The following is a 22726-nucleotide window of genomic DNA, read 5'->3' on the forward strand; positions in this document are numbered from 1 at the left end:
AGCATTTTCTGCTTCCTTGTGTCTTCAAACCTTATGGCACAAACCCTTTGGTGTTTCATTCTCAGGTGTTTCCCTGATTATACCCTATTTTGACGAAGAAATTCAGAATTATTGGTTCCAAGCATCTTCTAATTGTGGTTTTGCATTTTCAATCAATTGATCGACATCTTGATCTGTATTAGACAAAATGTTTTCCATGATTGAACGCATTTCATTGTAAGCAGGATCAGCATTTTCAATCACTGGGATCGAGAACAATTCTTTGGTTGCGTCTTCTAATTTGGCAGCTACTTTTGTTTCAGGATTGTTTTTGTATTCATCGCTTTCCAAAACAGATTCAACAACTGGCATGTAGCCGGTATCGATTGCCCATGTTTTTTGCGCTTCTGGAGAAGTCAAGAATTTCATGTATTCAAAAGCAGCCGTACGTTGCTCTGGTGTTGCGCTGTTGAACATGTACAAGTCAGTTCCTTGTTGCAAGTTGATGGCTTCTGGACGAGCTGCTACGTCATATTCGAATTTGCCTTCAGTATCTTTCTTAACAAAGCCTTCCCCTGCGATTGAGCCGACATACATTGCGACTTGCTTGTTAGCAAATGGTCCAGACAAGTATTGATCAGAACCAGCGATTCGGAAGTAGCCGTCTTTGACACCATCTAGGTAGTAGTTGATGACTTCTTTTGATTCGTCACTGTCTAGTTGCAAGTCTTTGTCAAAATCAACGCCTTGGTTTTTCATTGCGATGGCGTAGTAGTTGTTTAATGAGTCAAAACCAGCACCGACTACTTCACCGTTTGATTTTTCATAGATTTCTTGAGAAGCTTCTTTTAATTCTTCCAGGTTTGTTGGTACGTCAATACCATACTCGTCTAACATGTCTGCATTGTAAAACAGCATTTCTGTTGATTTGTTGAATGGAATCCCGTATTGCACGCCGTCGATTTGTGCACCTTCTAAAAGGGCACTGCGGATCTCTTCTTGGTCACCCCAACCGATAGTATCATCGTTGATGTATTCGCCAAGGTCAACCAACATGTCATCTTGGGCAGCATTCCATAACCAACCAGGATATGCTTGGGTGATAGTTGGTAGATCTTTTGGTGAAGGCAAGGTTGAATTCACCTTTGCTTGTAGATCAGAGTAGCTGGATTGGTTTTGCAATTCGATCTTGATGTTTGGATTTTCGTCCATGAATTGCTCCGTCAATTTCGTCAATGATTCTTCTTGCGCACCATTCATTGCATGCCAAAAGGTGACAGTCGTATCTTCGCTTAGTTCTGTAACGATTTCATCACTTTCCGTAGAACCAGATGAATCGTTGTTGTTTCCACAAGCCCCTAATACCAATGTCGCGGCTGCAGCTGCTGCAAATGCAAGTTTCTTTGTTTTCATTTTTTCCTCTCCTCTATCACTCTAAAATAATTTTTTCACCGCGTTGCGGCAATATTCTTTCACCGTACGGATTCACCAGATTTTCTGGTTTCAGCGTATGGATTGGAACCAATCGTTGGGGCTCGATCCAGGCAATGATCTGATCTAAATCAGCTGGTTTTGCATGTCCCGAGTTTGGCAAACGGACAAATTCGATCTCCAGTGCTGCCAGTTGATCCAAAAAGACTTGATAAGCTGGATCAAAATCGCCTAACGGCTGTGCATCACTGTGGATATACAATCCACCTGTTTGCAAGTTTTCAAAATGCGCGACTGCTTGCCAAAGGTACTGGCTCGTGTCGTCACATAATGCCTGATATGAAATAGCAAAGGCTGGATCGAGGGTCGCTGGTACTTGATCATCGATCGTATAGAACGGTACATCTTTATCGAAAATTTCTTTCAGCAATGCGGCTTGGGTCGCCTCTAGAACAACCGTCCGTGGTGCGGCTTCGACAAGCGCCATAAAGCGCTCGACATTGGCTGGATAGCCATTGAAGGTAATTTGTCGTTGGGGATTTTCTTTGACCAAACGCACAAACGTCTCGATCAATTCTGTTTCACTTTCCACCGTGATCGCATTGGGATCTGGTTCTCTTTCTGGGAAGCTGATGCTGACCCCTTCCATCATCAATAGATCCGTGTGTTTGGCTAATTGACAGAATTCTTTGGTACGCTCTGGATGATAGCCATGCAAACGTAAATCACCGGTATAAGCAATAAAATGATCCGGCGTGCGAATCAACAAAGCTGCCGCTCCATAAGCATCATGATCGACTGGAATGATCTCGACTTCAATTTCCCCGACTCGAATCACATCGTGCGGTTCTAAGCCGATCAATTCACGGACAAAGCTTTTTTCCTCATGAGGAACGGGCAGCAAGAAGTCCCCTTTTTGATTCAACACTTCAAGGATCGCTTTGGTTTCCTTCAAGGTGTACATAGGAATATTTGGGTCTAAAAAGTTGATCATTTTTGAGTGATCCAGATGGGCATGGGAGAGGAAGACTGCTGTTTCTTGGTATTCTTTCGTTTCACTGCCTTGATACGTGTAGTCTAAGCGTGGATCGTAGACATTTTTCAGTTCTGGTATCCAACGGTGGGAGACTAGAGTTTGTAATTCTTCATCTGGTAAAGGTGTTTCTGGGTGGTATTCCGAACCGAAGTCAAAAAAGATATGGGCATCTTTGTACGCAACTTCGATGACGGTCCCTCCAATCGTTAAGATCCCGCTATGGAAGGTGATCGTTGTTTTATCCTTTGATGCCATCTTTAGCCACTCCTTTGATAATTTCTTTTCTAAAGATCAAGTAAATGATCAGAATTGGAATGACGGTCAAGGTCGCTGCCGCCATTTGTAAATGAACGTCACTGCCGCTTTCTGTGGTAAAGGCAGCCAACCCATTATTTAAGAGGCGGTATTTTTTCTCATTGGTCACTAACAACGGCCATAAGAAGGAATTCCAGCTAGAGATGAACGTCAGAATCCCGACTGTCACTAAGGCTGGTTTTGACATGGGGATCAAAATCCGGCGGATATAAGCTAGGTCGCTGGCACCGTCAATTTTGGCTGCCTTATAAAAGGTATTAGAAATACTTTGTAAATAACCGTTTAAATAATAGATGTAAAAAATACTGGTCAAAAAGGGAATGATCAAGGCACTATACGTATTCAATAAGCCCATCCGCGCAATCGTATTGTAATTGGTGAAAATGATCGATTCATAAGGAACCATCAATAACGAGATCATCAAGCCAATCACGAGACGTTTGTATTTGAATTCAAGACTTGTTAATGCAAAGGCAGCTAGAATCGCCGTGATCAGCGTCGCGATAGTCGTCACCGCAGAAACGAAGACCGTATTAAAGAAGTAGCGTAAAAACGGTGCTCGGGTAAAGACTTCCCCGTAGTTGCTCCACTGGAAAGACTCCGGCATGATCGTCGGTGGAATACTGGTTGCTTCACTGTAGGTCATTAGCCCAGCCAAGATCATATAGACAAAGGGAAACAGCGTGATCACTGCTAAAATTGCTAAAAACAACATCGAAACAATCGTCACAATTTTTTTCATTCGTTTATTCGCCCACTTTCTTCAAAAGTTTATTTTGGATAAAGGTGACGAGCAAAATAATGATGAACAAGATCACGGTTGCCGCCATTGCAATCCCCGGACGTCCGGCGATATGGAATTTGTCATAAATATAAAAGACTGCCGTGGTTGCACTGCGGGCGATCCCTGGCTGTCCGCCAAACAAGGCATATACTTGAGTATAGACTTTAAAGGCACTGATCAGATTGACCGTTAACAAGAAGGCAAAGGTCGGGATCAACTGCGGAAAGGTGATTTTCCGAAAAATCTCGCCATCGGTGGCGCCAAACATTTTTGCGATTTTGTAGTGTTCTTTGTCGATGTTGCGCATTCCTGCCAACAAGATAATAATGTTGAAGGCGAGGCTCGTCCAAACGCCAAAGATGATCAAGGTCGTCATACTCATATTGACATTATCCAGCCAGTTGACTGGCGCAATGCCGACAAGACCTAGCAGATAATTAATGATCCCGTAAGAGCCATTGAAAAAGTAACGAAACACGATCCCGATCGCAATCGTACTTGTGACATAGGGCATAAAGAAGATCGTTTCAAAAAAACTTTTGTATTTGACTTTTTCAAAAATGATCCAAGCAATCGCTAATGAGAGAATCAGCGAGATCGGCACGACCGCAAAAGCAAACAGCGCTGTGTTTTGCAGTGCTCGAAAGAATACGGGGTCCGTTAAAACCCTTTGATAGTTCTCAAGCCCAGCATACTGTTGGTTAATCAAGGTTCCTTTTTGGAAACTCATGATGAAGGAACGAAACAGCGGATACACACTGAATAAGAAAATAATGACCAATGAAGGCAGTAAAAACAGCCACGCCTTTGGTTGATTCTCAGGGTTATAATTTTTTTTGAACATTAGTAGACCCGCTCTCCTTTTTCATCAAAGATAAAGGCTTTTTTGTAATGAAAATCAAATGACACTTGCGCGCCTTCTTCAATGATCTCTTCAATACTAACGATCGATTTCATATGTTTTTCAGCCAGATCAAAGTTCAAGATTCGTTCTCGTCCGATCAGCTCTACACTCTTGATTTCTGTTTGGAACAACCCTGCTTGTAAAGTGGTCAGCACATCTTCTGGACGAATACCTAACGTATATTGGCCGTCTGTCAATGTTTTTTTGAAGCGAATGTCGGTAAAGCGGTCAACCGGGATCGTAAACGCTGGATGGATCATTTGTCCCTCTTTGACTTCTACTGGCAAGATGTTGATGATTGGATTACCAATAAATTTCGCTACGAAAAGATTGTTTGGTTCTAAGTAAAGGTTTTGCGGATCATCATTTTGCTGAATGATCCCTTCGTTCATCAAAATGATCTTATCACTGATAGAAAGAGCTTCTTCCTGGTCATGAGTCACGAAGATCGTGGTGATACCTACTTCTTTGACTAACCGACGAATCTCTTCACGGATCTTCAAGCGCAAACGGGCATCTAGGTTACTCAATGGTTCATCCAGCAGTAAGACTTCTGGACTTTGTACCAAAGCACGAGTGATAGCGACCCGTTGCTGCTGTCCACCGGAAAGGGTTCCAGGTTTTTTCTGACTTAATTCTTCAATATTGGTCAGTTTCATGAACTTCTCAGCAATTTTTTGTGCTTCATTTTTCTTGATTTTTTTCTCTCCGACTGTCAAGGGAAACATGACATTTTCTAACACAGTCATATGGGGATAAAGGGCATAATTCTGAAAAACAAACCCGATATTGCGGTCTTTCGGCTCCGTCTTAACAACGGAAGTACCATTAAAGCGGATATCTCCATCGGTGGGACTTAACAACCCCGCGATCAAATTCAATATCGTCGATTTCCCGCAACCACTCGGTCCCAACAAACAAACCAAATCGCCTTTTTCTATTGTAAAATCTACTGCTTTCAAGGCTTCAAACTTATTATCGAAAACCTTCTTCAACCCGACTACTTCTATCAAAACTGCCCCTCCATTTTCTCTTTTTCCTCCGAATAGTTGACTGGCATTTCAAGTCACAAAAAAAACGAACTCTTGATGTTTCGGTCAAACGCTCAAAGAAATTCGATTTTAATCATAACAAACGAATGTTTTTATTCGATACTATTATTGTAAATGTTTTGTAAAAATCATTGGGAATTATGAAAGAATTTTTAATTAATTTACCTAATAATGAGAAAACGATGAGTAGCCCAAAGGGGATTGCACCCACTAAACACGAACATTTCGTCATTTTTCGAAAATTTTCATGAAAAAATGAATGAATTTTATCAAATATACGCAGCTGTGTATAATAACACTATTTTTACACTTCTTTTTTATCAAAAGCACCCTTAGTATTTATTTACTAAACCTGCCAGTAAATTCCCGTTTAAAATAACAAAAAAAGAACGATTTATTTAAGAAAACAATCGTCCTTTTTTCCCTTTATTCATTCTTTTTCATCGATCGTCAACGTCAGCAATTTCGTTGAGACTTGCTCAAGAAAATAACGGTCGTGTTCAATGATCAGCATAGAAGGCTCCACCAAATGGATCACTTCCTCTAATTGCTTCTGATTGAAGACGTCCAAATAATTCAGCGGTTCATCCCAGATAAACAATTCCGCTGGTGTTGCTAATGATTTGGCTAGCTCCACGCGTTTACGTTGCCCCATACTCATTTGCTGGATCGGGGTTTGAAAGACAGTTCTTTCCAAGCCAAGTTTTTTTAAATTATTTAGCAGATCTTGATAATTCAAGCCATGCTCTTGGGCAAATTCTGTCAGCATCCCACGGTTGTCCTCATAATTTTGCCGGACGTAACTAATAGTGATCCCGTGGGCTGTTTTGATCGTCCCTGTCTGCTGTCCATCGAAAGTACCTAAAATACTCGCAATCAAACTGGACTTGCCAGATCCGTTGGCCCCTTGAATCCCCAAGCGCTCTTTTTGACGGATCGCAAACGTCAGCGGTTTAAACAAAGGCTGCTCATAGCCGAGCTGAAAATGCTCTGCTTCCAGCAACACGTCATGATGGCTAACCAGTGGGGTCATTTTCAGCGGATCGATCCACTCAATGTCTTTTAACAACGCAGACTTGTCTTGAATTTGATCTTCCATCCGTTTAACGATCGCTTTCGAGTGCTTCATGGTCCGTGCCGCTCGGGCACCGATCGCCCCCGTATCATAGACTGCCCCGCTGCCTTTTTTGGTCGGCGACCCTAATTTGTCCCGTTCGCGTCCTCGGGACCACTCCGCTTTTTCGGCTGCTGTCTGCTTCAAACGCCCGATTTCTTTTTTCAACTTGCTGTTTTGTTCTTGCTCATAGGCATCTTTTTGCTGCTTTTGCAGCTCATAGACTGAATAATTCCCTTTGTACAACACCAAGCGGCTTTTTTCGATCGCCAATACATGATCGACGACTTCATCGACAAACTGTCGATCATGGCTCACAACGATAAACCCGGTTTTTTGCTGCAAATAGCGGGCAACATGTTGGCGAGCGGTCACATCCAAATGGTTGGTCGGTTCATCGATCAAAGGAAAATTCTCTTCATCAACGAACAACCGCGCCAATAGGACTTTCGTTTGCTCGCCGCCAGATAAAGTCGCAAAGGGACGCCAAAGCACTTCTGGATCAAGTTGCAGCAGGTTCAATTCCCGCTCCAAACGCCACTGCTCAAATTCGCCAGATTCCAGTAAAACAAAAAGCGTCAATTGCTGATCATCAGCGACGGTTAAGGGAAAATAAACAAATTGTTGCTCATGGGTGATCGAGCCGCTATAAGGCAATTCATTGAGCAGCAGACGCAGCAAGGTCGTTTTGCCGCGACCATTTCTGCCAATCAACCCTAATTTCCATTGTGTATCAAGGTTCAAGTTGGCATCCTCAAAAAGCAACCGTTCCTGGCTATCAAAGCCAAAAGTTAAATGATTAATACTGATATTCGACATAAATATACCTCGTCTCTATTCACGGAATAGAGTAGACTAAAGCTATTTTCAGAATCAGTTTTTAGAGGTACACAAAAAGATCCCCCATTGAAAAAGTCAACCAATCCTGAAAATCTGCAGACTATCCCCTTGGAGGAACAGTTTCATGCAGCTTTCAACAAATTGGTTAATTTTTCAATGGAGGATCCCTCATTTCGTTTAATAGTGCCCTAAGTATAGCATTGATCGACAAAAAAGCGCAAGTTCGGTACTCACTGCTGCTTTATCTTTCTATTTTATTCACAAACTAAACCCGTTATCGCTGGAAACGTCTCATTAAAAAACACTTGAAAAACAAAAAAACCATCAGGTTGGTTAGTCCTGATGGCAAAAGGAGTAAAATGAAAAATAAAAAGGTTGTTGGTTGTGAATTCATTATACCTCCGATAAAAAAACTTTACATGTGAAAAACATAACAGTTAAATTAAATAACTCTTGTTTAACTTGAATGTTTATCATTTTTTTAACAATAAAGCGGTCATCCGTTGGATAGCAAAAGAAATTTCATCCGTTGCTTCATCTTGCTTAGCTTCTGCCGCATCAAAGGCTTCTTGGTCGATTTTGTTATCCAGACTCAAAATCATCTCATCACAGCCGGCAACATATTTCATATACGCCCGCTCGAATTTTTTATGGATCCCCATCACATTCGCTGGTGGACGCAATTTGCTGATTTTTTCCAGCATCAAGCGGTATTTATCCGTGCCTTCTTTAAAAATTCTGGTAATCTCAGCTAGCCGCTCAGGTGTTACCTCGGCTTCTTTTTTCTCGTCAATCGCTTTGCGGATCTCTTCATAATTGGGATTCATTTTCTCCCCGATTGCTTCTGTTTCTTTGACAAGATCGTTGATTGTTTGTACATAAAAACCTAAGTTTGGTCGCACAGTGGGTTCCCTACTTTCTTTGTTATTATCTTCTATTTTACCGTTTCTTACTGCAAATGAAAAGGTCAAGAAACAGACACAGGGTTTATCGAAAATAAGCCAGCAAAAAAGGCCTGCTGCCCATGGAGAAGGACAGCAGACCATTGATTGTTTTTTCGTTTATTTTGGCTTATTTGCGTCCCATTGCTCGTTGGATCGCTTTGACGATCTCAACGACTGGAATGATCGCAAAGGAGGCGCCTAAAACGATGCCCCATTGATACAAGTCAAGGTGTGCAACACGGAAGATATCATTTAATCCTGGCACGATGAAGATCACTAGCATCAACGCAAAGGACAACAGGATCGCCCAGTTGAAGGCTTTGTTTCTAAATGCCCCTACTTTAAAGAGCGACTGATGGATCGATTTGACGTTGAAGGCATGGAACAACTGCATCAATCCTAACGTGGCAAAAGCCATCGTTAAGGCATCGGCATGGATCGCATCGTACATATTGTGAACGGGCCATTGGATCGCTGACCAATAAACGAACAGCACGGTTGCCGCTTCTAAGATCCCTTGGTAGATGATACTACTCATCACACCACCAGAAAAGAAGTTGGAACTGCGTCCCCGCGGTGCATGTTTCATTAAATCTTTTTCAGCAGGCTCCATTCCTAGGGCAATTGCTGGGAAGGTATCCGTTACTAGGTTGATCCAAAGCAAGTGGATCGGCAATAGCGAGTCCCAACCCCACAAGGTTGCTAAGAACAAGGTCAAAACTTCCCCTAGGTTAGCGGCTAGCAAGTATTGAATCGCTTTTTGAATATTGGAGAAGACTTTTCGTCCTTCTTCCACTGCTACGACGATCGTAGCAAAGTTGTCATCGGCTAGGACCATATCAGAAGCACCTTTAGAAACTTCGGTACCTGTGATCCCCATGCCGACACCAATATCGGCTTGCTTCAGTGATGGTGCATCGTTGACCCCGTCACCGGTCATAGCAACGACTTTGCCTTCTTGTTGCCAAGCTTTGACGATGCGGACTTTATGTTCCGGTGATACCCGCGCATAGACTGAATAGTGGGCTACTTTTTGAGCGAACTCTTCATCGCTCATTTTATTGAGTTCAGCACCAGTCAAGACGGCATCATCATCGCCCGGTTTGATGATCCCTAAACGTCCCGCAATGGCTTCAGCTGTATCGCGGTGGTCTCCGGTGATCATGATTGGACGAATTCCAGCTTCTTTGGCTAAACGTACCGCATCGGCTGCTTCTGCCCGTTCTGGATCGATCATTCCGACTAAGCCAGCAAAGACGAGGTCATTTTCGACAATTTCTGATTCTAAGTTTTCTGGTACTTGGTCTACGTATTTGTAGGCCATCCCCAATACCCGTAACGCTTGTTTTGCCAGATCGGTATTGTTGAATAAGATTTTTTCTTTTTCCTCATCGGTCATTGGCAGCTCTTGGCCATCCAATAGCACTTTGGAGGTTCTGCCTAGCAAGACATCCGGCGCACCTTTGACAGCAACTAAATAGCGTCCGTCTTCTTGTTGGTGGATCGTACTCATTAGTTTTCGGTCAGAATCAAATGGCAGATCCGCTATCCGTGGTTCTTGATTGACGAGATCCCGCACATGGAATCCTTGATCCATCCCAAATTGTACCAAGGCAGTTTCGGTCGGATCACCGATCAAGTTGCCTTCTTCACCAAATTTTGTATCATTGGCAAAATTCATGACTTTTAATGCCATGTTGTCTAACGGAATATCTTCTGAAGCAGCATGTTGTTTGTTATTGACAAACAATTTTTCCACGGTCATTTGATTCAACGTCAAAGTACCAGTTTTATCAGAAGCGATAATATCGGTTGCCCCAAGGGTTTCAACCGCAGGCAATTTACGGATCACTGCATTTCGTTTCGCCATGACTTGCGTACCTAAGGCTAAGATGATCGTTACGATCGCTGGCAGCCCTTCTGGGATCGCCGCTACTGCTAATGAGATCGAAGTCAATAGCATGTCGACCCATGACGTATTGTTAAAGATCGTTCCAACAAAGAACATGATCACTGCAATGATAATGATGGCGATCGTCAGGAATTTTCCTAGTTCATTTAAGTTACGCTTCAACGGTGTTTCGGTTTCTTGGGCGCTAGCCAACATGCCAGCGATTTTCCCAACTTCAGTTCCCATCCCTGTATTGACCACGACCCCTTTTCCGCGGCCATAGGTCACATTACTGTTTGAATAAGCCATATTGACGCGATCGCCGATCCCGACATCCGTCCCGTCGATGACAGTCAATTCTTTTTCGACTGGTACGGATTCACCGGTCAAAGCGGCTTCTTCAATTTTTAACGAACTTGCTTCTAAGAGGCGTAAATCCGCCGGTACGACATCGCCAGCTTCTAATAGGACAATATCCCCCGGAACCAATTCATCGCTCTTGATGGTGACGGTATGACCATTACGCAAGACGTTGGCATTTGGGGTGGACATTTCCCTTAGCGCTTCGATGGCCTGCTCTGCCTTTGCCTCTTGAACAACACCCATGATCGCGTTGATAATGACAACTGCTAAAATAATAATTGAGTCCACGACTTCATGGGAAACGACTGCTGAGATAATCGCCGCCGCTAGCAAAACGATGATCATCAAATCTTTGAATTGCTCAAAGAATTTTTGTGCCATCGATTTCTTTTTGCCTTCTTCTAATTCGTTGGGACCATACTCAGATAAGCGTTTTTGCGCTTCATCGTTCGTTAATCCATTGGCATCTGTTTGCATTTCTTCCAGAACATGCTGCGCTTCTTGCGCATAAAACGCCTGCGAAAGCTGTTCCTTTTTATTTTCTTCTGACATGTTTCTCCTCCTTTTATAGTTACTCTTCCTTTATTGTACATGATATGAAAAAAAATAGACTTATGTATGCACTGTCTAAGCATACATAAGTCTCACTGTTTAAGACAGCACCAGAAATTTCTTTCAGGATGGTGATACTGCCGCAGATAAAATCCGCCAATTACTCCCTCATGTTCATATCAATAACCTACATTATACAAAAACTTTTCGGGTCTGGCAATTTTATTTTCGCTGAAATTCAACAAAGGATTTCTCCTAAAAATCAAGCGATGATCGAGCCGTTTGGCATGCCTTTTGGTGCTTCCACGATTTGCAGACGACCATCATTGTCTTCTGCCGAAAGGATCATTCCTTGGCTGACTTGCCCCCGCATTTTCCGTGGTTTTAAGTTGGCAACGATCACGACTTTTTTGCCGATCAAATCTTGTGGTTCTGGATAAAATTCAGCGATCCCCGATAAAATTTGACGATCTTGATCATCCCCAGCAGCTAAGCGGAATTGCAGCAGCTTGTCGGCGCCTTTGACTTTTTGACAGTCAACGACTTCTGCCACTTTTAATTCGATCTTATCGAAGTCTTCGTATTTGATTTCGGCTTTCTCTGATTGCAGTGTGGTTTCTTCTGGATCCCATTTCACCGTTTCTTCTGGACTTTGTGTCCCTTCAGCCATTTTCTTTTGGATGTAGCCTACTTCTGTTTCAAGTTCCAAACGAGGGAAAATCGGTGTGCCTTTGGCAACGACTTTCGTGCCACTTGGAAATTCACCAAAGCGTAAATCTTTCAGATCCATGGCAACAGAAGCTAACCCTAGTTGTTGGAAAATATTGGCTGGTGTTTCTGTCATCACCGGTTGCAATAAGATTGCGACGATGCGTAAGCTTTCCGCCAAATGAACCATCACACTATTTAATTCTGCGCGCTTTTCTTCTTCTTTGGCTAGCACCCATGGTTGGGTTTCGTCAATGTATTTATTGGCGCGAGAAATCAATGTCCAAACTTCGGATAATGCCGTACTGAATTCCATTTTGTCCATGGCTTCATGGTAACGACCGACCACATTGGCAGCAGTCGTTGACAACTCGCTATCAAAAGGTGTCACTTTTGAGGCATAGTCCGGCACTAAACCATCACAATATTTATTGATCATGGCGATCGTCCGATTCAGCAAGTTTCCTAAGTCGTTGGCTAGATCGTAGTTCAAACGAGAGACGAAATCTTCTGGTGTAAATACACCATCGCTACCAAAAGGAACCGCCCGTAATAGATAGTAACGCAACGCATCTAAGCTATAGCGTTCCACTAACATTTCTGGATAAACGACATTGCCTTTTGATTTCGACATCTTGCCGTCTTTCATCATCAACCAGCCATGGCCAAAGATTTTTTTCGGTAATGGCAAGTCTAGGGCCATCAGCATGATTGGCCAATAAATCGTATGGAAACGCACGATTTCTTTCCCAACCATATGCACGTCAGCTGGCCAGTATTTTTGGAACAAAGAATCGTCGTCTGAGCCATAGCCTAATGCCGTAATATAGTTGGATAACGCATCGATCCACACATATACCACGTGTTCAGGACTAGCAGTGACTGGGATGCCCCATTTAAAGGTCGTTCTGGAAACAGCCAAGTCTTCTAAGCCGGGTTTGATGAAATTATTCAGCATTTCATTTTTACGTGATTCTGGTTGAATGAACTCTGGGTGTTCATCATAGTATTCAACCAAACGATCGGCATATTTGCTCATGCGGAAGAAATAAGAAGATTCCTTCACCAATTCTACCTCATGACCGCTTGGCGCTTTACCGCCGATGACTTTGCCCTCTTCATCGCGGTAAACTTCTGCTAGTTGCGTTTCGGTAAAGTATTCTTCATCAGAAACGGAATACCAGCCTTCGTATTCTCCAAGATAGATATCGCCTTGATCAAGCAATTGCTGGAAGATTTTTTGAACGGCTGTTTTATGGTAGTCATCCGTTGTACGGATAAATTTGTCATAACTGATGTCTAGTGTGTTCCATAATTTCTTGACGTCAGCTGCCATTTTGTCGACATATTCTTGCGGATCTACGCCAAGTTCTTCTGCTTTTTTCTCGATTTTTTGACCGTGCTCATCGACACCCGTCAAATAAAAGACATCAAAGCCCATCAATCGTTTGTATCGTGCTACCGCATCACAAGCGATCGTCGTGTAAGAATTCCCGATATGCAGCTTGCCGCTTGGATAATAAATTGGCGTCGTAATATAGAATGTTTCTTTTTCAGCCATGGACGCAAGTCCTCCTTTTCACTAGTAAAGTGTATACTTAGGTAGTATACAGTTCGCAACCCAAAAATGCTATAAATTTAATCAAAAAAGCGGACAACCTAAGACCTTTCTTCATGCTCTAAAAGAAGCAAAGGAATCGTTTTGGTCCTTAAAACGCAGCAAATAAACCAGCAGATTTGAGTATTTCTTTTCTACTAGTTATCATAGCGCAGATAGCCGTTCACTTCAATGTTCTAGGGGAAGAATCTGATCCTGACAACAAATCTCATAGGAAATAAAGCTGTTTTATCTCTCTTTGATTAACAGGTACTTCTTTTGCTATAATGAGGAAGACTTCACTTATAGAAAGGAACGCTATGACCCGAAAAAACAAACAGCATTTTTTGCTTTTAACCGTGCTTTCTGTGGGGCACTTGCTCTTTTCAACCACAGGTTACCCCTTTTTGTTTGCTTACTTCAACAGCCATGATTACGCGGCGCTTTTTGCGACAGCGCTGGCAATCCTACGGGTAGCTTTTCTGCTCTGGATCGCTCATTGGGGTTATTCAGCGCTCAAAGAACACCCTCGGTCTTCTTGGCTTTATCTCGCATTGTTTTTCATTAATTTGATCGTTCCTTATTTTTTCCGTTAAGGAAAACCATCGCGCTCAGTTACTTACTTTATCTAAGGCAGGAGAAACCAATGAAAGAATTTACCTCAAAATCAGCTGAAAAGCACTACTTTGAAAAAGAAGCTTCTGAAGCAGACTTTCTTACGTGGTATCAGGCACAAGATCAGCCAAAATACGAGAAACCCTCCGTAACCGTCGATATGGTGTTGATGTGTTACAACAAAGAAAAAGAACAACTCAAAATTGCGCTGATCCAAAGAAAAGGGCATCCTTTCCGGAATTCTTGGGCATTGCCAGGGGGCTTCGTCAATCCCAATGAATCGACGGGGCAAAGTGTAATCCGTGAGACCCAAGAAGAGATTGGGGTCACCATCTCCAAGCAAAACATCGAACAGCTGCATACCTTCAGCACCCCTGGTCGTGATCCGCGTGGGTGGGTAATCACCGTCAGCTATTTGGCATTTATTGGTGAAGAGCCTTTGAGTGCTGGGGACGATGCGAATCAAGTGCGCTGGTTCTCTCTGGAAAGAAAAGCCAATCAAATCTATTTGACCAGCGGTGAGATCGAGATCATTCTTGACTTGGTGACTGGCGCCTCTGTTGGAAAAGATACGTTGGCTTTTGACCACAGCGCGATCATTCTCAAAGCCTTCAAACGGGTTGCCAACAAGATGGAACACGAGCCGCAAGTGCTTCTTGTGTTAGGCAAAGACTTTACGATCACGGAAGCCCGTAAAGTATTCGCCAAGTTTTTAGGGATCGATTTTAAAATGATCGATCATTCCAACTTCAAAAAATCCATGCTCCAATATTTTACGGAAGTTGGCGAAAAGCCCGTCGGCATCGGGCGTCCCTCAAAGATCTATCGCTTAAATGATGCATTTTTAGGTGATAAAATGTAAAAAAATACAACCCCCTGTCAGACCTTAGTTTGGCAGGGGGTTGCTGGTTAATCATAATTAGTGAACGTGGTTCCTAGAAACAAAAATCTTAAAGATTTTTTCTATACCCTAGGCGATCCCTGGCGTTCCTTCCAGTTCAAGTGGCTCAGCTACTCATTTCGCCTGAGAGCCGTTCTAGCTTCTGTTGGTCCTGCGTATCCAACGTGACAAAACGCAGTTCTTTACCGTACCACTGCGCTTTGTACTGGATTTTACGAACGAATTGATGCCAATCACTGATGCTGTAATGACCAGCTTTTAAAACCGTATCTTCTGCGATTTGTTCCAAATAGATCGTATCATACTGTTTTACGAGATGGTAGCTGACTTGATCGATGAATTCCCGCTTTTGACAGCAGTGAAAACGATAAAGGCGAGCGACCTTTCCTTTTAGCTTCTGATAATTTCGTGCCTGAGTCAAAAGGATTTTTTTCCGTTTGACCGCCGTAGCTTTCACCTGAAGTTTGCGTTCTGCTCGTGTCAGCTTTTGCTTCGTTTGGATGGCATGTTCACAGGTGATGGGTACCGGCTGGTTGGCTTTGACCAACTGCTGTGGATCATAAACAACCGCGATAGACGCTTGCTGTTTCGGGAGTGGCGTGATCTCTTCCAAACAAAGGATCGAGATGTAAAACTCTTCGTTGTTTTTTGCTGAGATCGTTGCCGATTTGATTTTCCCTTTGATCTCCCGATGCTTTTTTACGGGAACCAGTGTTTTAAGCTTTGGCAGCTTGATTTGATCCTCTTCAAAATAAATGGTGTGCTGCTGATTATTGGTGGTATACGATTGCCAGATACTTTTTTTGGTTTTCATTTTTGGAAAGCCAGCCCGCTTTTGAAAGTAATTTCGAAACGCTCGATCCAGATTCCGTTGTGCATTCGCCAATGCCAAACTATCGGTCTCCTTCAAAAAAGGATACTCCTTTTTTAGTTTGGCTGGCGTCAACCCTTGCTTTGCTTCATTGTTGGCCAGCTCTTCCATCTTCGCCTCCAGCAGTTGATTGTACGTAAACCGTACACAGCCGAAAGTTTCGATGAAAAACTGTTTTTGCTGTCCATTAGGATAGATCCGAAATTTGTATGCTTTTAAAACACCCAGTTTCATCTCCTCCTAACACTCCCTATACCTTTGACGCTAGTTCCCCTTTTTTTGTGCTAACTTTTCTTGGTAGATCTTGGCTTCTTGTTTCGTGGCATAAACGAAATGTCCTGGTGCGATTTCTTCCATTGCTCGTTCTTGGTTATCGTTTGGTTCACTGACGTATTTGATCCGTTTACGTTGACGCTCATGGTCAGGATCTGGCAGTGGAATCGCTGATAACAGACTTTCAGTATATGGATGAACCCCGTAATGATAGATTTCATCACTAGTTCCCACTTCTAGTAGTTTGCCGTTGTGCATCACGCCGATCCGGTCGCTGATGTGTTTGACCATCGATAAGTCATGAGCGATAAACAAGTAGGTCAATTTATGCTCTTCTTGCAGATCTTGCAGCAAGTTAACGACTTGGGCTTGGATCGAAACATCCAATGCCGAGATCGGTTCATCACAGATAATGAATTTTGGATCGACGGCTAACGCGCGGGCGATCCCGATCCGTTGACGTTGTCCCCCTGAAAATTCATGGGGATAACGGGTCCCGTGACTTGGGTTGAGTCCGACCGTTCGCAAAAGTTCATCCACCCGATCATTGCGTTCTTTTTCATTTTTGGCTAATCCGTTGATATCGATTCCTTCAGCAATAATGTCCCGAACTTTCATCCGGGGATTCAAGGAGGCATAAGGATCTTGGAAGACCATTTGGACTTCCCGACGAAAATCAGCCAGCGGTTTCTTGCCTTTGATTTTCATAACATCTTGTCCATCAAAAAGAACTTCGCCTCCGGTAGGGTTATTCAAACGAATCACCGTCCGTCCAGTGGTCGATTTTCCACTTCCGGATTCGCCTACTAGACCAAAGGTTTCTCCTTCATAGATTTGGAAGGAGATATCATCGACGGCTTTGACTTCGTCTTTGCGGCCAACGTTAAAATATTGTTTAAGATTCTTTACTTCAAGTAAAACTTTTTCCAACCGTTTCTCCTCCTTTAGACAGATGCCTGAGTATTTTTTTCTTGGAATTTTTTCCAGCGAATCAAGATCTCATCCGGCGGAGTTACCTTCGGTGCTTGCGGCGCTAACAGCCACGTTGCTGCTTTGTGAGTCGGTGAAACATCAAAGAACGGTGGTTGCTGTTCTGCATCGATCTGCAAAGCAAATTCGTTTCGTGGATAAAAAGCGTCCCCTGTTGGCGGGTCCAACAGATCCGGTGGTGAACCAGGAATCGCGTACAACCGATCGCCTGTCCCTTCTAACGTCGGCATCGAGCCTAACAAGCCCCAAGTATACGGATGTTGCGGGTTGTAGAAGATTTCTTCTGCGGTCCCCACTTCGACGATTTTCCCACCATACATCACGGCTACTCGGTCAGCCACATTGGCAACGACCCCTAAGTCATGGGTAATAAAGACGATGGACGAATTGATTTTCTTCTGAATATCTTTTAATAACTCTAAGATCTGTGCTTGGATCGTTACATCCAATGCAGTCGTCGGTTCATCTGCAATCAAGATCTGTGGGTAGCAGATCAACGCGATCGCAATAACGATCCGCTGCCGCTGACCACCGGAAAATTGATGCGGATAATTTTTCAAGCGTTTCTCAGCATTCGGGATACCGACAAGGTTCAGTAATTCCAACGCTTGTCGCAAGCCTTCTTTTTTACTGATTTTGTTGTGCTTCATCAATGACTCTGCCACTTGCTTACCAATCGGCATCGTTGGGTCTAGTGAAGTCATTGGATCTTGGAAAATCATGGCGATTTCCTTGCCACGGATTTTTTGCAGTTCTTTTTCGGATTTTTTCAAAATGTCCGTCCCATTGAAGAGGATCTGGCCATTATCGACATTGGCATTGCTGGCTAACAACCCCATGATACTACGGGTTGTCACGGACTTGCCGCTCCCGGATTCGCCCACGATCGCCAAGGTTTCTCCTTTGTATAGATCGAAACTGACATCACGGATCGCTTGGACTTTCCCAGCAAAGGTGTCAAAAGAAATTTCTAAGTTTTTCACTTCTAAGACTTTTTTCATCGCAATCACTCTTTCATTTTCGGATCAAAGGCATCACGCAAACCGTCTGCCAGCAAGTTGAACCCAATCATAATCACAGACAAGGTCACAGCCGGCACCCACATTTGGTAAGGCAGGAACAAGAAGGTTTTGTAGCCATCGCTTAGTAACATCCCTAAAGATGCTGAAGGTGGTTTTAGTCCTAGCCCGATAAAGCTTAGGAAGGCCTCGAAGAAAATCGCCGAGGGAATACTGAACATCATTTGTACGATGATCACGCTGGAAATATTTGGTAATACGTGTTTCATCGCAATCTTGAGACGACTTTCCCCCAGTGTCGTTGCGGCTAAAACGAATTCCTGATCTTTTAGTTTCATTGTTTGGGCCCGTACGATCCGCGCCATTGGAATCCAGTTAGTGATCGCCATTGCTGCCACGATCGAGAAGATCCCTGGTTCGAAAACTACCAGCATCAAGATCATTACCACTAAGTTGGGAATACCAGATAAGATCTCTAAGAAACGTTGCATCACATTATCGATCCGTCCACCTAAAAGACCAGAGATCAAGCCATAGGTTACACCAAAGATGATATCTAGCATCGCTGCGATAAACGCAATCAATAAGGAGATACGTGTTCCTACAAATAAACGACTCAATAAGTCACGACCTAATCCATCCGTTCCTAAAAGGAAATACGTCCCGTCAGGAACATTGGCAGCTGCATACTTATCTACTAGCTCGCCTCCCACCATCGCATAGCCGTTTAAGCCATTGATGTTGATACCGGGAATTTTCGGCGGCAGATTCGTAAAGGTCACATTTTGTGCAGTTGGATCATGTGGCGAGACAAAAATCGTAATGATTGAGATCGCAATAATGATCAGCAACAAAATGATTGAGAAAACCGCGGCTTTGTTCTTTTTCAAACGACGCCATGAATCTTGGAAAAAGGTTAATGAAGGGGTTGCGATCGCTTCACGCTCTTCATTGGTATTTTTTTGTAACGGTTGAAATTTGGCTGCATCGATGGCAGCAACATCATTTGCTGTGTAAGGTTTCTCTGCCATTAGCCACGACTCCCTTCTGAAACTCGGATCCGCGGATCAACGATTCCATATAAAATATCAACAACAAGAATCACAAAGACCAACATCGCGGAATAAAGAATTGTTACCGCCATGATCGTTGGATAGTCATTGGTCATGATTGATTTTACGAACTGTTCACCGATACCTGGGATCGCAAAAATATTTTCTACGACAAGAGAACCCGTCATCAAACCGACAGCTAGCGGTCCTAACAACGTCAATAACGGAATCAAACTATTCCGCAAACCGTGCTTGAAGGCAATTTCCCAGCGGCTCAATCCTTTTGCTCGTGCCAACTCGACATAATCACTATGCAGCACTTCCACCATCTCGGTTCGAATAAACCTGGCGGAATCCGCTAACGGCGACATCGCTAAGGCGACGGTCGGTAGGATCGTGCTAGCAAAGGTCTCCCACTTAGCAATCGGCAAGATCCCTAGTTTGATGGCAAAAATGTATTGCAGCAAAACGGCAAAGACAAAGTTAGGGATCGAACGCCCTAAGATCGCCACTAAGGTAGACGTTGTATCGATCCAAGTATTTTGCTTCATCGCAGAGATCGTTCCTAAAATGATCCCAAAGAAGGTACCAAAGATGATCGCTTGTAGCCCTAGTTGCAGTGAAGGTCCGATTCTTCCTGATAGTAAATTCGCTACTGGCTGGTTTTTAAATTGGAAAGAGATCCCAAAGTCACCTTTTAGTAGATTGGTCAAATAAAGCCAATATTGGGTAATGATCGGTTTGTCCAATCCTGCTTGCTCATTTAGCAAGGCAATTTGTTCTGGACTTAATTTTTCAGCATTCGTATATGGTGTTCCTGGCAAAAATTGCATCAAGAAAAAGGTGATCGTGGCAATCAGCCATAACGTTAAGACCATGTAGAACACTCGTTTCAATAAATATTTCAAAAAGCTGTTCACGCAGTTTCCCCCTTAAGTATTTTGACTTCTATTCAATAATTATGTAAATTAACATAGTACGAATCATTAAAAAGGAGTCAGATCATGAAAATAAAAAAAAGTAGTGGGCTCATACCCCTCCTATGCCTCGCAATTTCTGGCGGATGGTTAGCCATAAAAAATGAATTTTCCATAGCAGCTCTTTCAGATGCCCTTTTCTTGTGGGCGCTGTTCTTTTTGATCATTGGCGGTTTTTTATGGGTATTTGCTTCTGGTTTCTTTGACCGTTTTCAATATTCCATGAAGAAAGCTTTTTCCAAAAATAAAACAGATTATCTGAAATTATCCCAAGTTGGCAAACAGAGTTACGCCTTTTGGTTATGGCCTGGTGTCTTCTTGTTATTCCTTTCATTGCTCTTTTTAATGATTGCTACTAGTTAATTTCATTCTTATATTTTTACTCGTTGAAATGAGAAGCAAAAGGCTGAGACAAGAAATTGTCCCAGCCTTTTCTTCGGCATTTCAAGTCAACTACTCGTGATTATTCGATTGATGTCCACTTGTAGTCGTATTGTGCGCCTGCTGCGTGAGCAACAACACCTTTGACTTTTGTTGCACGTAAGTGTGCTTCCGCTTTTTGATAAACTGGAATGACACCTTGTTCATTCATAATGATTTTTTCTGCATTGACTAAATCTTCCCAACGTTTGTCAGGGTCATTGGCATTGGTCGTACCTGCTGCTTTTACAGCTGCATCGTATTCTTCACTGCTCCATTGACCACGGTTGTATGAGTTGCCTGTCGTAAACAAGTCAGTAAAGCTACTTGCATCGGCATAGTCAGCACCCCAACCGCCCATTACTGTATCAAAATCACCCGCATTTGAACGATCCAAACGAACAGAGAATGGAACTGGACTTAACGTGACTTTCACACCGTCCAATGTTTTTTCGATCGTGTCTTGCAAGTACTCAATGATTTTCTTGGTTGAGTCTGTATCAGAAGCTAAGATATCAAATTCTAATGAATCGATTCCTAATTCTTCTTTGGCTTTTTCCCAATATTCTTTTGCTTTCTCTTGATCGTAGCTAATGACGCTGCCAGCTGCTTCTGTGAAGTCTGTATGATCGCCAGGGCTGAAAGTCATGCCTTCCGGCACCAAACCAGTTGAAGCAATTGAACCATCACCTAAGATCGATGTTACTAAGGCATCACGGTCGATCGCATAAGAGATTGCTTTACGCAAGTTTTCGTTACGGAAAGGTGAATCTTCATCACGTTGATTCAATTCTAAGTAAGAAGTCGTTGCTTCTGGTTGAGAAACGAATGCTTCGTCGTTAGCCATCTGTTGCGCCAGTTCACCTGTTAGGATGACATCATCTGCTTGACCATCTTGGAAAAGATTCAAGGCAGTTGAGGATTCTTTCACGACGCTTACGTTGATCGTTTGTAATTTAACAGTGTCTTTGTCCCAATACTGATCGTTCTTTTCATAAGCCCATTCTGTATCCGTTCCTGGTCCATCAAAACCAGTCAAGACAAATGGTCCATTATAAACGGCATTGTCGCTGGTTGATGCATATTGATCGCCATTTTCTTCCACTACTTTTTGATTTTGTGGGAAGAAGGATGGAAATGCTAATAAGTAATCAAAGTAAGGTGTTGCTTTTTCTAGGGTGATTTCTAATTCGTAATCCCCCACTGCTTTGATGCCTAGCTCTGATGGATCGGTATCGCCAGCTGTGATGGCATCCGCATTTTTGACTGGTGAAAATAGATACGCATATTCTGATGCAGTTTCAGGTTTGACCGTCCGTTGCCAGCCATAGACATAATCCGCTGCTGTAACAGGGTCACCATTTGACCATTTCGCATCTTCACGCAATTTGATCTTGTAAGTTAGTCCATCCTCGCTGACTTCAGCTGCTTCAGCTGCACCAGCAGGTTGTGGTGTGCTGTCAGCATCCAAACGATACAGTCCTTCATATACATTGTTCAACGCACTGAAGCTGATCGTATCGGTTGCTAATGAGAGATCCGCACTTGGCATTTCTTGTGAAACCACTACGTTAAATACTTGTTCTGCGTTGCTATCGCCGCTAGTTGCTGTGTCATTGCTTGAACTATTTGTTCCGCCTGTTGTACAGCCGGCTAACACCACGCCACACACAGCTACTAAACCATAGGCCCATTTATTTTTCATCCTGTCCTACCCCTTAATTGAATTAATTTTCAGAATAATCATTCGATTTCTGAAGTTAGATAAGATTTTAATTAATAATTATTAAAAAAGCAATCCCTTTTTCGATAAAAAACACCTTTGGAAGAAAGTTTTATTGGTATTTACTTACCTTACTCTCATCAAACACTCGTTAAATGCTATTTTTCCTTTCTTTATTTATAAGAAATAATGCAAAAATAATAATAAAAAAACATGGTTAAATGTAACTTACATTCGTTTTCTGCCTTTCTTTTTCATTTGATCCGTCAAAATGAGAAACCCCTGATAGAAGTGTAAATATACAGCAATCACCAATGAATTTTCTCAAAACAGTCCAAAAAAAGACCTGATCCCATAGGATCAGGTCTTCTCGCT

At 42.9% G+C, this 22726-nt stretch carries 18 protein-coding genes; 3 read left to right on the top strand and 15 right to left on the bottom strand.

Annotated elements, in window-relative coordinates; genetic code table 11:
* Positions 1–108 precede the first annotated feature (108 nt).
* From IGI84_RS13440 to metG, 9 genes are all read right to left on the bottom strand, one after another.
* On the bottom strand, positions 109–1392 hold the full coding sequence (locus tag IGI84_RS13440) for an ABC transporter substrate-binding protein (protein WP_081117767.1): 1284 nt from the start codon (positions 1390–1392) through the stop codon (positions 109–111).
* Positions 1393–1408: 16 nt separating this feature from the next.
* The gene (locus IGI84_RS13445) at positions 1409–2701 is read right to left on the bottom strand and encodes an MBL fold metallo-hydrolase (RefSeq protein WP_220426489.1); all 1293 of its coding nucleotides are present in this window, start codon (positions 2699–2701) and stop codon (positions 1409–1411) included.
* A complete protein-coding gene (locus tag IGI84_RS13450; protein WP_005228015.1) occupies positions 2685–3503 on the bottom strand; it encodes a carbohydrate ABC transporter permease in 819 nt (272 codons plus the stop codon). Before IGI84_RS13450 ends, IGI84_RS13445 begins: the two co-directional genes overlap by 17 nt.
* Before the next feature lie 4 nt (positions 3504–3507).
* On the bottom strand, positions 3508–4389 hold the full coding sequence (locus tag IGI84_RS13455) for a carbohydrate ABC transporter permease (protein ID WP_008379450.1): 882 nt from the start codon (positions 4387–4389) through the stop codon (positions 3508–3510).
* The gene (locus IGI84_RS13460) at positions 4389–5462 is read right to left on the bottom strand and encodes an ABC transporter ATP-binding protein (RefSeq protein ID WP_220426490.1); all 1074 of its coding nucleotides are present in this window, start codon (positions 5460–5462) and stop codon (positions 4389–4391) included. Before IGI84_RS13460 ends, IGI84_RS13455 begins: the two co-directional genes overlap by 1 nt.
* Before the next feature lie 469 nt (positions 5463–5931).
* Entirely contained in the window at positions 5932–7434 is a 1503-nt protein-coding gene (abc-f, locus tag IGI84_RS13465; RefSeq protein ID WP_430600451.1) for a ribosomal protection-like ABC-F family protein, read from the bottom strand.
* 494 nt (positions 7435–7928) lie between these two features.
* Positions 7929–8357 (bottom strand): hypothetical protein, encoded by a 429-nt coding sequence (locus IGI84_RS13470; protein ID WP_005228008.1) that lies wholly within the window; start codon positions 8355–8357, stop codon positions 7929–7931.
* 169 nt (positions 8358–8526) lie between these two features.
* Positions 8527–11205 carry a cation-translocating P-type ATPase gene (locus IGI84_RS13475; protein WP_194195220.1) on the bottom strand — a complete coding sequence of 893 codons (2679 nt, stop codon included), beginning with the start codon at positions 11203–11205 and terminating at the stop codon, positions 8527–8529.
* A 262-nt stretch (positions 11206–11467) separates the two neighbouring features.
* On the bottom strand, positions 11468–13474 hold the full coding sequence (gene metG / locus IGI84_RS13480) for a methionine--tRNA ligase (RefSeq protein ID WP_194195221.1): 2007 nt from the start codon (positions 13472–13474) through the stop codon (positions 11468–11470).
* Between the two features lie 356 nt (positions 13475–13830).
* Between metG and IGI84_RS13485 the strand changes: the two genes are divergently transcribed.
* Both IGI84_RS13485 and IGI84_RS13490 read left to right on the top strand, forming a co-directional pair.
* A complete protein-coding gene (locus IGI84_RS13485) occupies positions 13831–14106 on the top strand; it encodes a hypothetical protein (RefSeq protein WP_194195222.1) in 276 nt (91 codons plus the stop codon).
* Between the two features lie 50 nt (positions 14107–14156).
* Positions 14157–14987, top strand: a complete 831-nt coding sequence (locus tag IGI84_RS13490) for an NUDIX hydrolase (RefSeq protein WP_194195223.1) — start codon at positions 14157–14159, stop codon at positions 14985–14987.
* Between the two features lie 145 nt (positions 14988–15132).
* Here the strand turns inward: IGI84_RS13490 and IGI84_RS13495 are convergent, their stop codons facing one another.
* The 5 genes from IGI84_RS13495 to opp3b are packed head-to-tail and all read right to left on the bottom strand — an operon-like array spanning position 15133 to position 20151.
* The gene (locus IGI84_RS13495) at positions 15133–16131 is read right to left on the bottom strand and encodes an RNA-guided endonuclease TnpB family protein (RefSeq protein ID WP_081117774.1); all 999 of its coding nucleotides are present in this window, start codon (positions 16129–16131) and stop codon (positions 15133–15135) included.
* Between the two features lie 30 nt (positions 16132–16161).
* The gene (locus IGI84_RS13500) at positions 16162–17100 is read right to left on the bottom strand and encodes an ABC transporter ATP-binding protein (protein ID WP_005233685.1); all 939 of its coding nucleotides are present in this window, start codon (positions 17098–17100) and stop codon (positions 16162–16164) included.
* 14 nt (positions 17101–17114) lie between these two features.
* Entirely contained in the window at positions 17115–18167 is a 1053-nt protein-coding gene (locus IGI84_RS13505; protein WP_216593164.1) for an ABC transporter ATP-binding protein, read from the bottom strand.
* Positions 18167–19210 (bottom strand): ABC transporter permease, encoded by a 1044-nt coding sequence (locus tag IGI84_RS13510; RefSeq protein ID WP_005227994.1) that lies wholly within the window; start codon positions 19208–19210, stop codon positions 18167–18169. Before IGI84_RS13510 ends, IGI84_RS13505 begins: the two co-directional genes overlap by 1 nt.
* Positions 19210–20151 carry an oligopeptide ABC transporter permease gene (gene opp3b, locus IGI84_RS13515; RefSeq protein WP_005227991.1) on the bottom strand — a complete coding sequence of 314 codons (942 nt, stop codon included), beginning with the start codon at positions 20149–20151 and terminating at the stop codon, positions 19210–19212. Before opp3b ends, IGI84_RS13510 begins: the two co-directional genes overlap by 1 nt.
* Before the next feature lie 84 nt (positions 20152–20235).
* Here opp3b and IGI84_RS13520 point away from each other — a divergent pair, with 84 nt between their 5' ends.
* The gene (locus IGI84_RS13520) at positions 20236–20571 is read left to right on the top strand and encodes a DUF3899 domain-containing protein (protein WP_194195224.1); all 336 of its coding nucleotides are present in this window, start codon (positions 20236–20238) and stop codon (positions 20569–20571) included.
* A 100-nt stretch (positions 20572–20671) separates the two neighbouring features.
* Here the strand turns inward: IGI84_RS13520 and IGI84_RS13525 are convergent, their stop codons facing one another.
* Complete coding sequence (locus IGI84_RS13525) at positions 20672–22333, bottom strand: peptide ABC transporter substrate-binding protein (RefSeq protein WP_077452269.1); 1662 nt, start codon at positions 22331–22333, stop codon at positions 20672–20674.
* Positions 22334–22726 lie beyond the last annotated feature (393 nt).

The organism is Enterococcus sp. DIV0008 (assembly GCF_050542615.1).
In the GTDB taxonomy this organism is placed as follows: Bacteria; Bacillota; Bacilli; order Lactobacillales; family Enterococcaceae; genus Enterococcus_D; species Enterococcus_D innesii.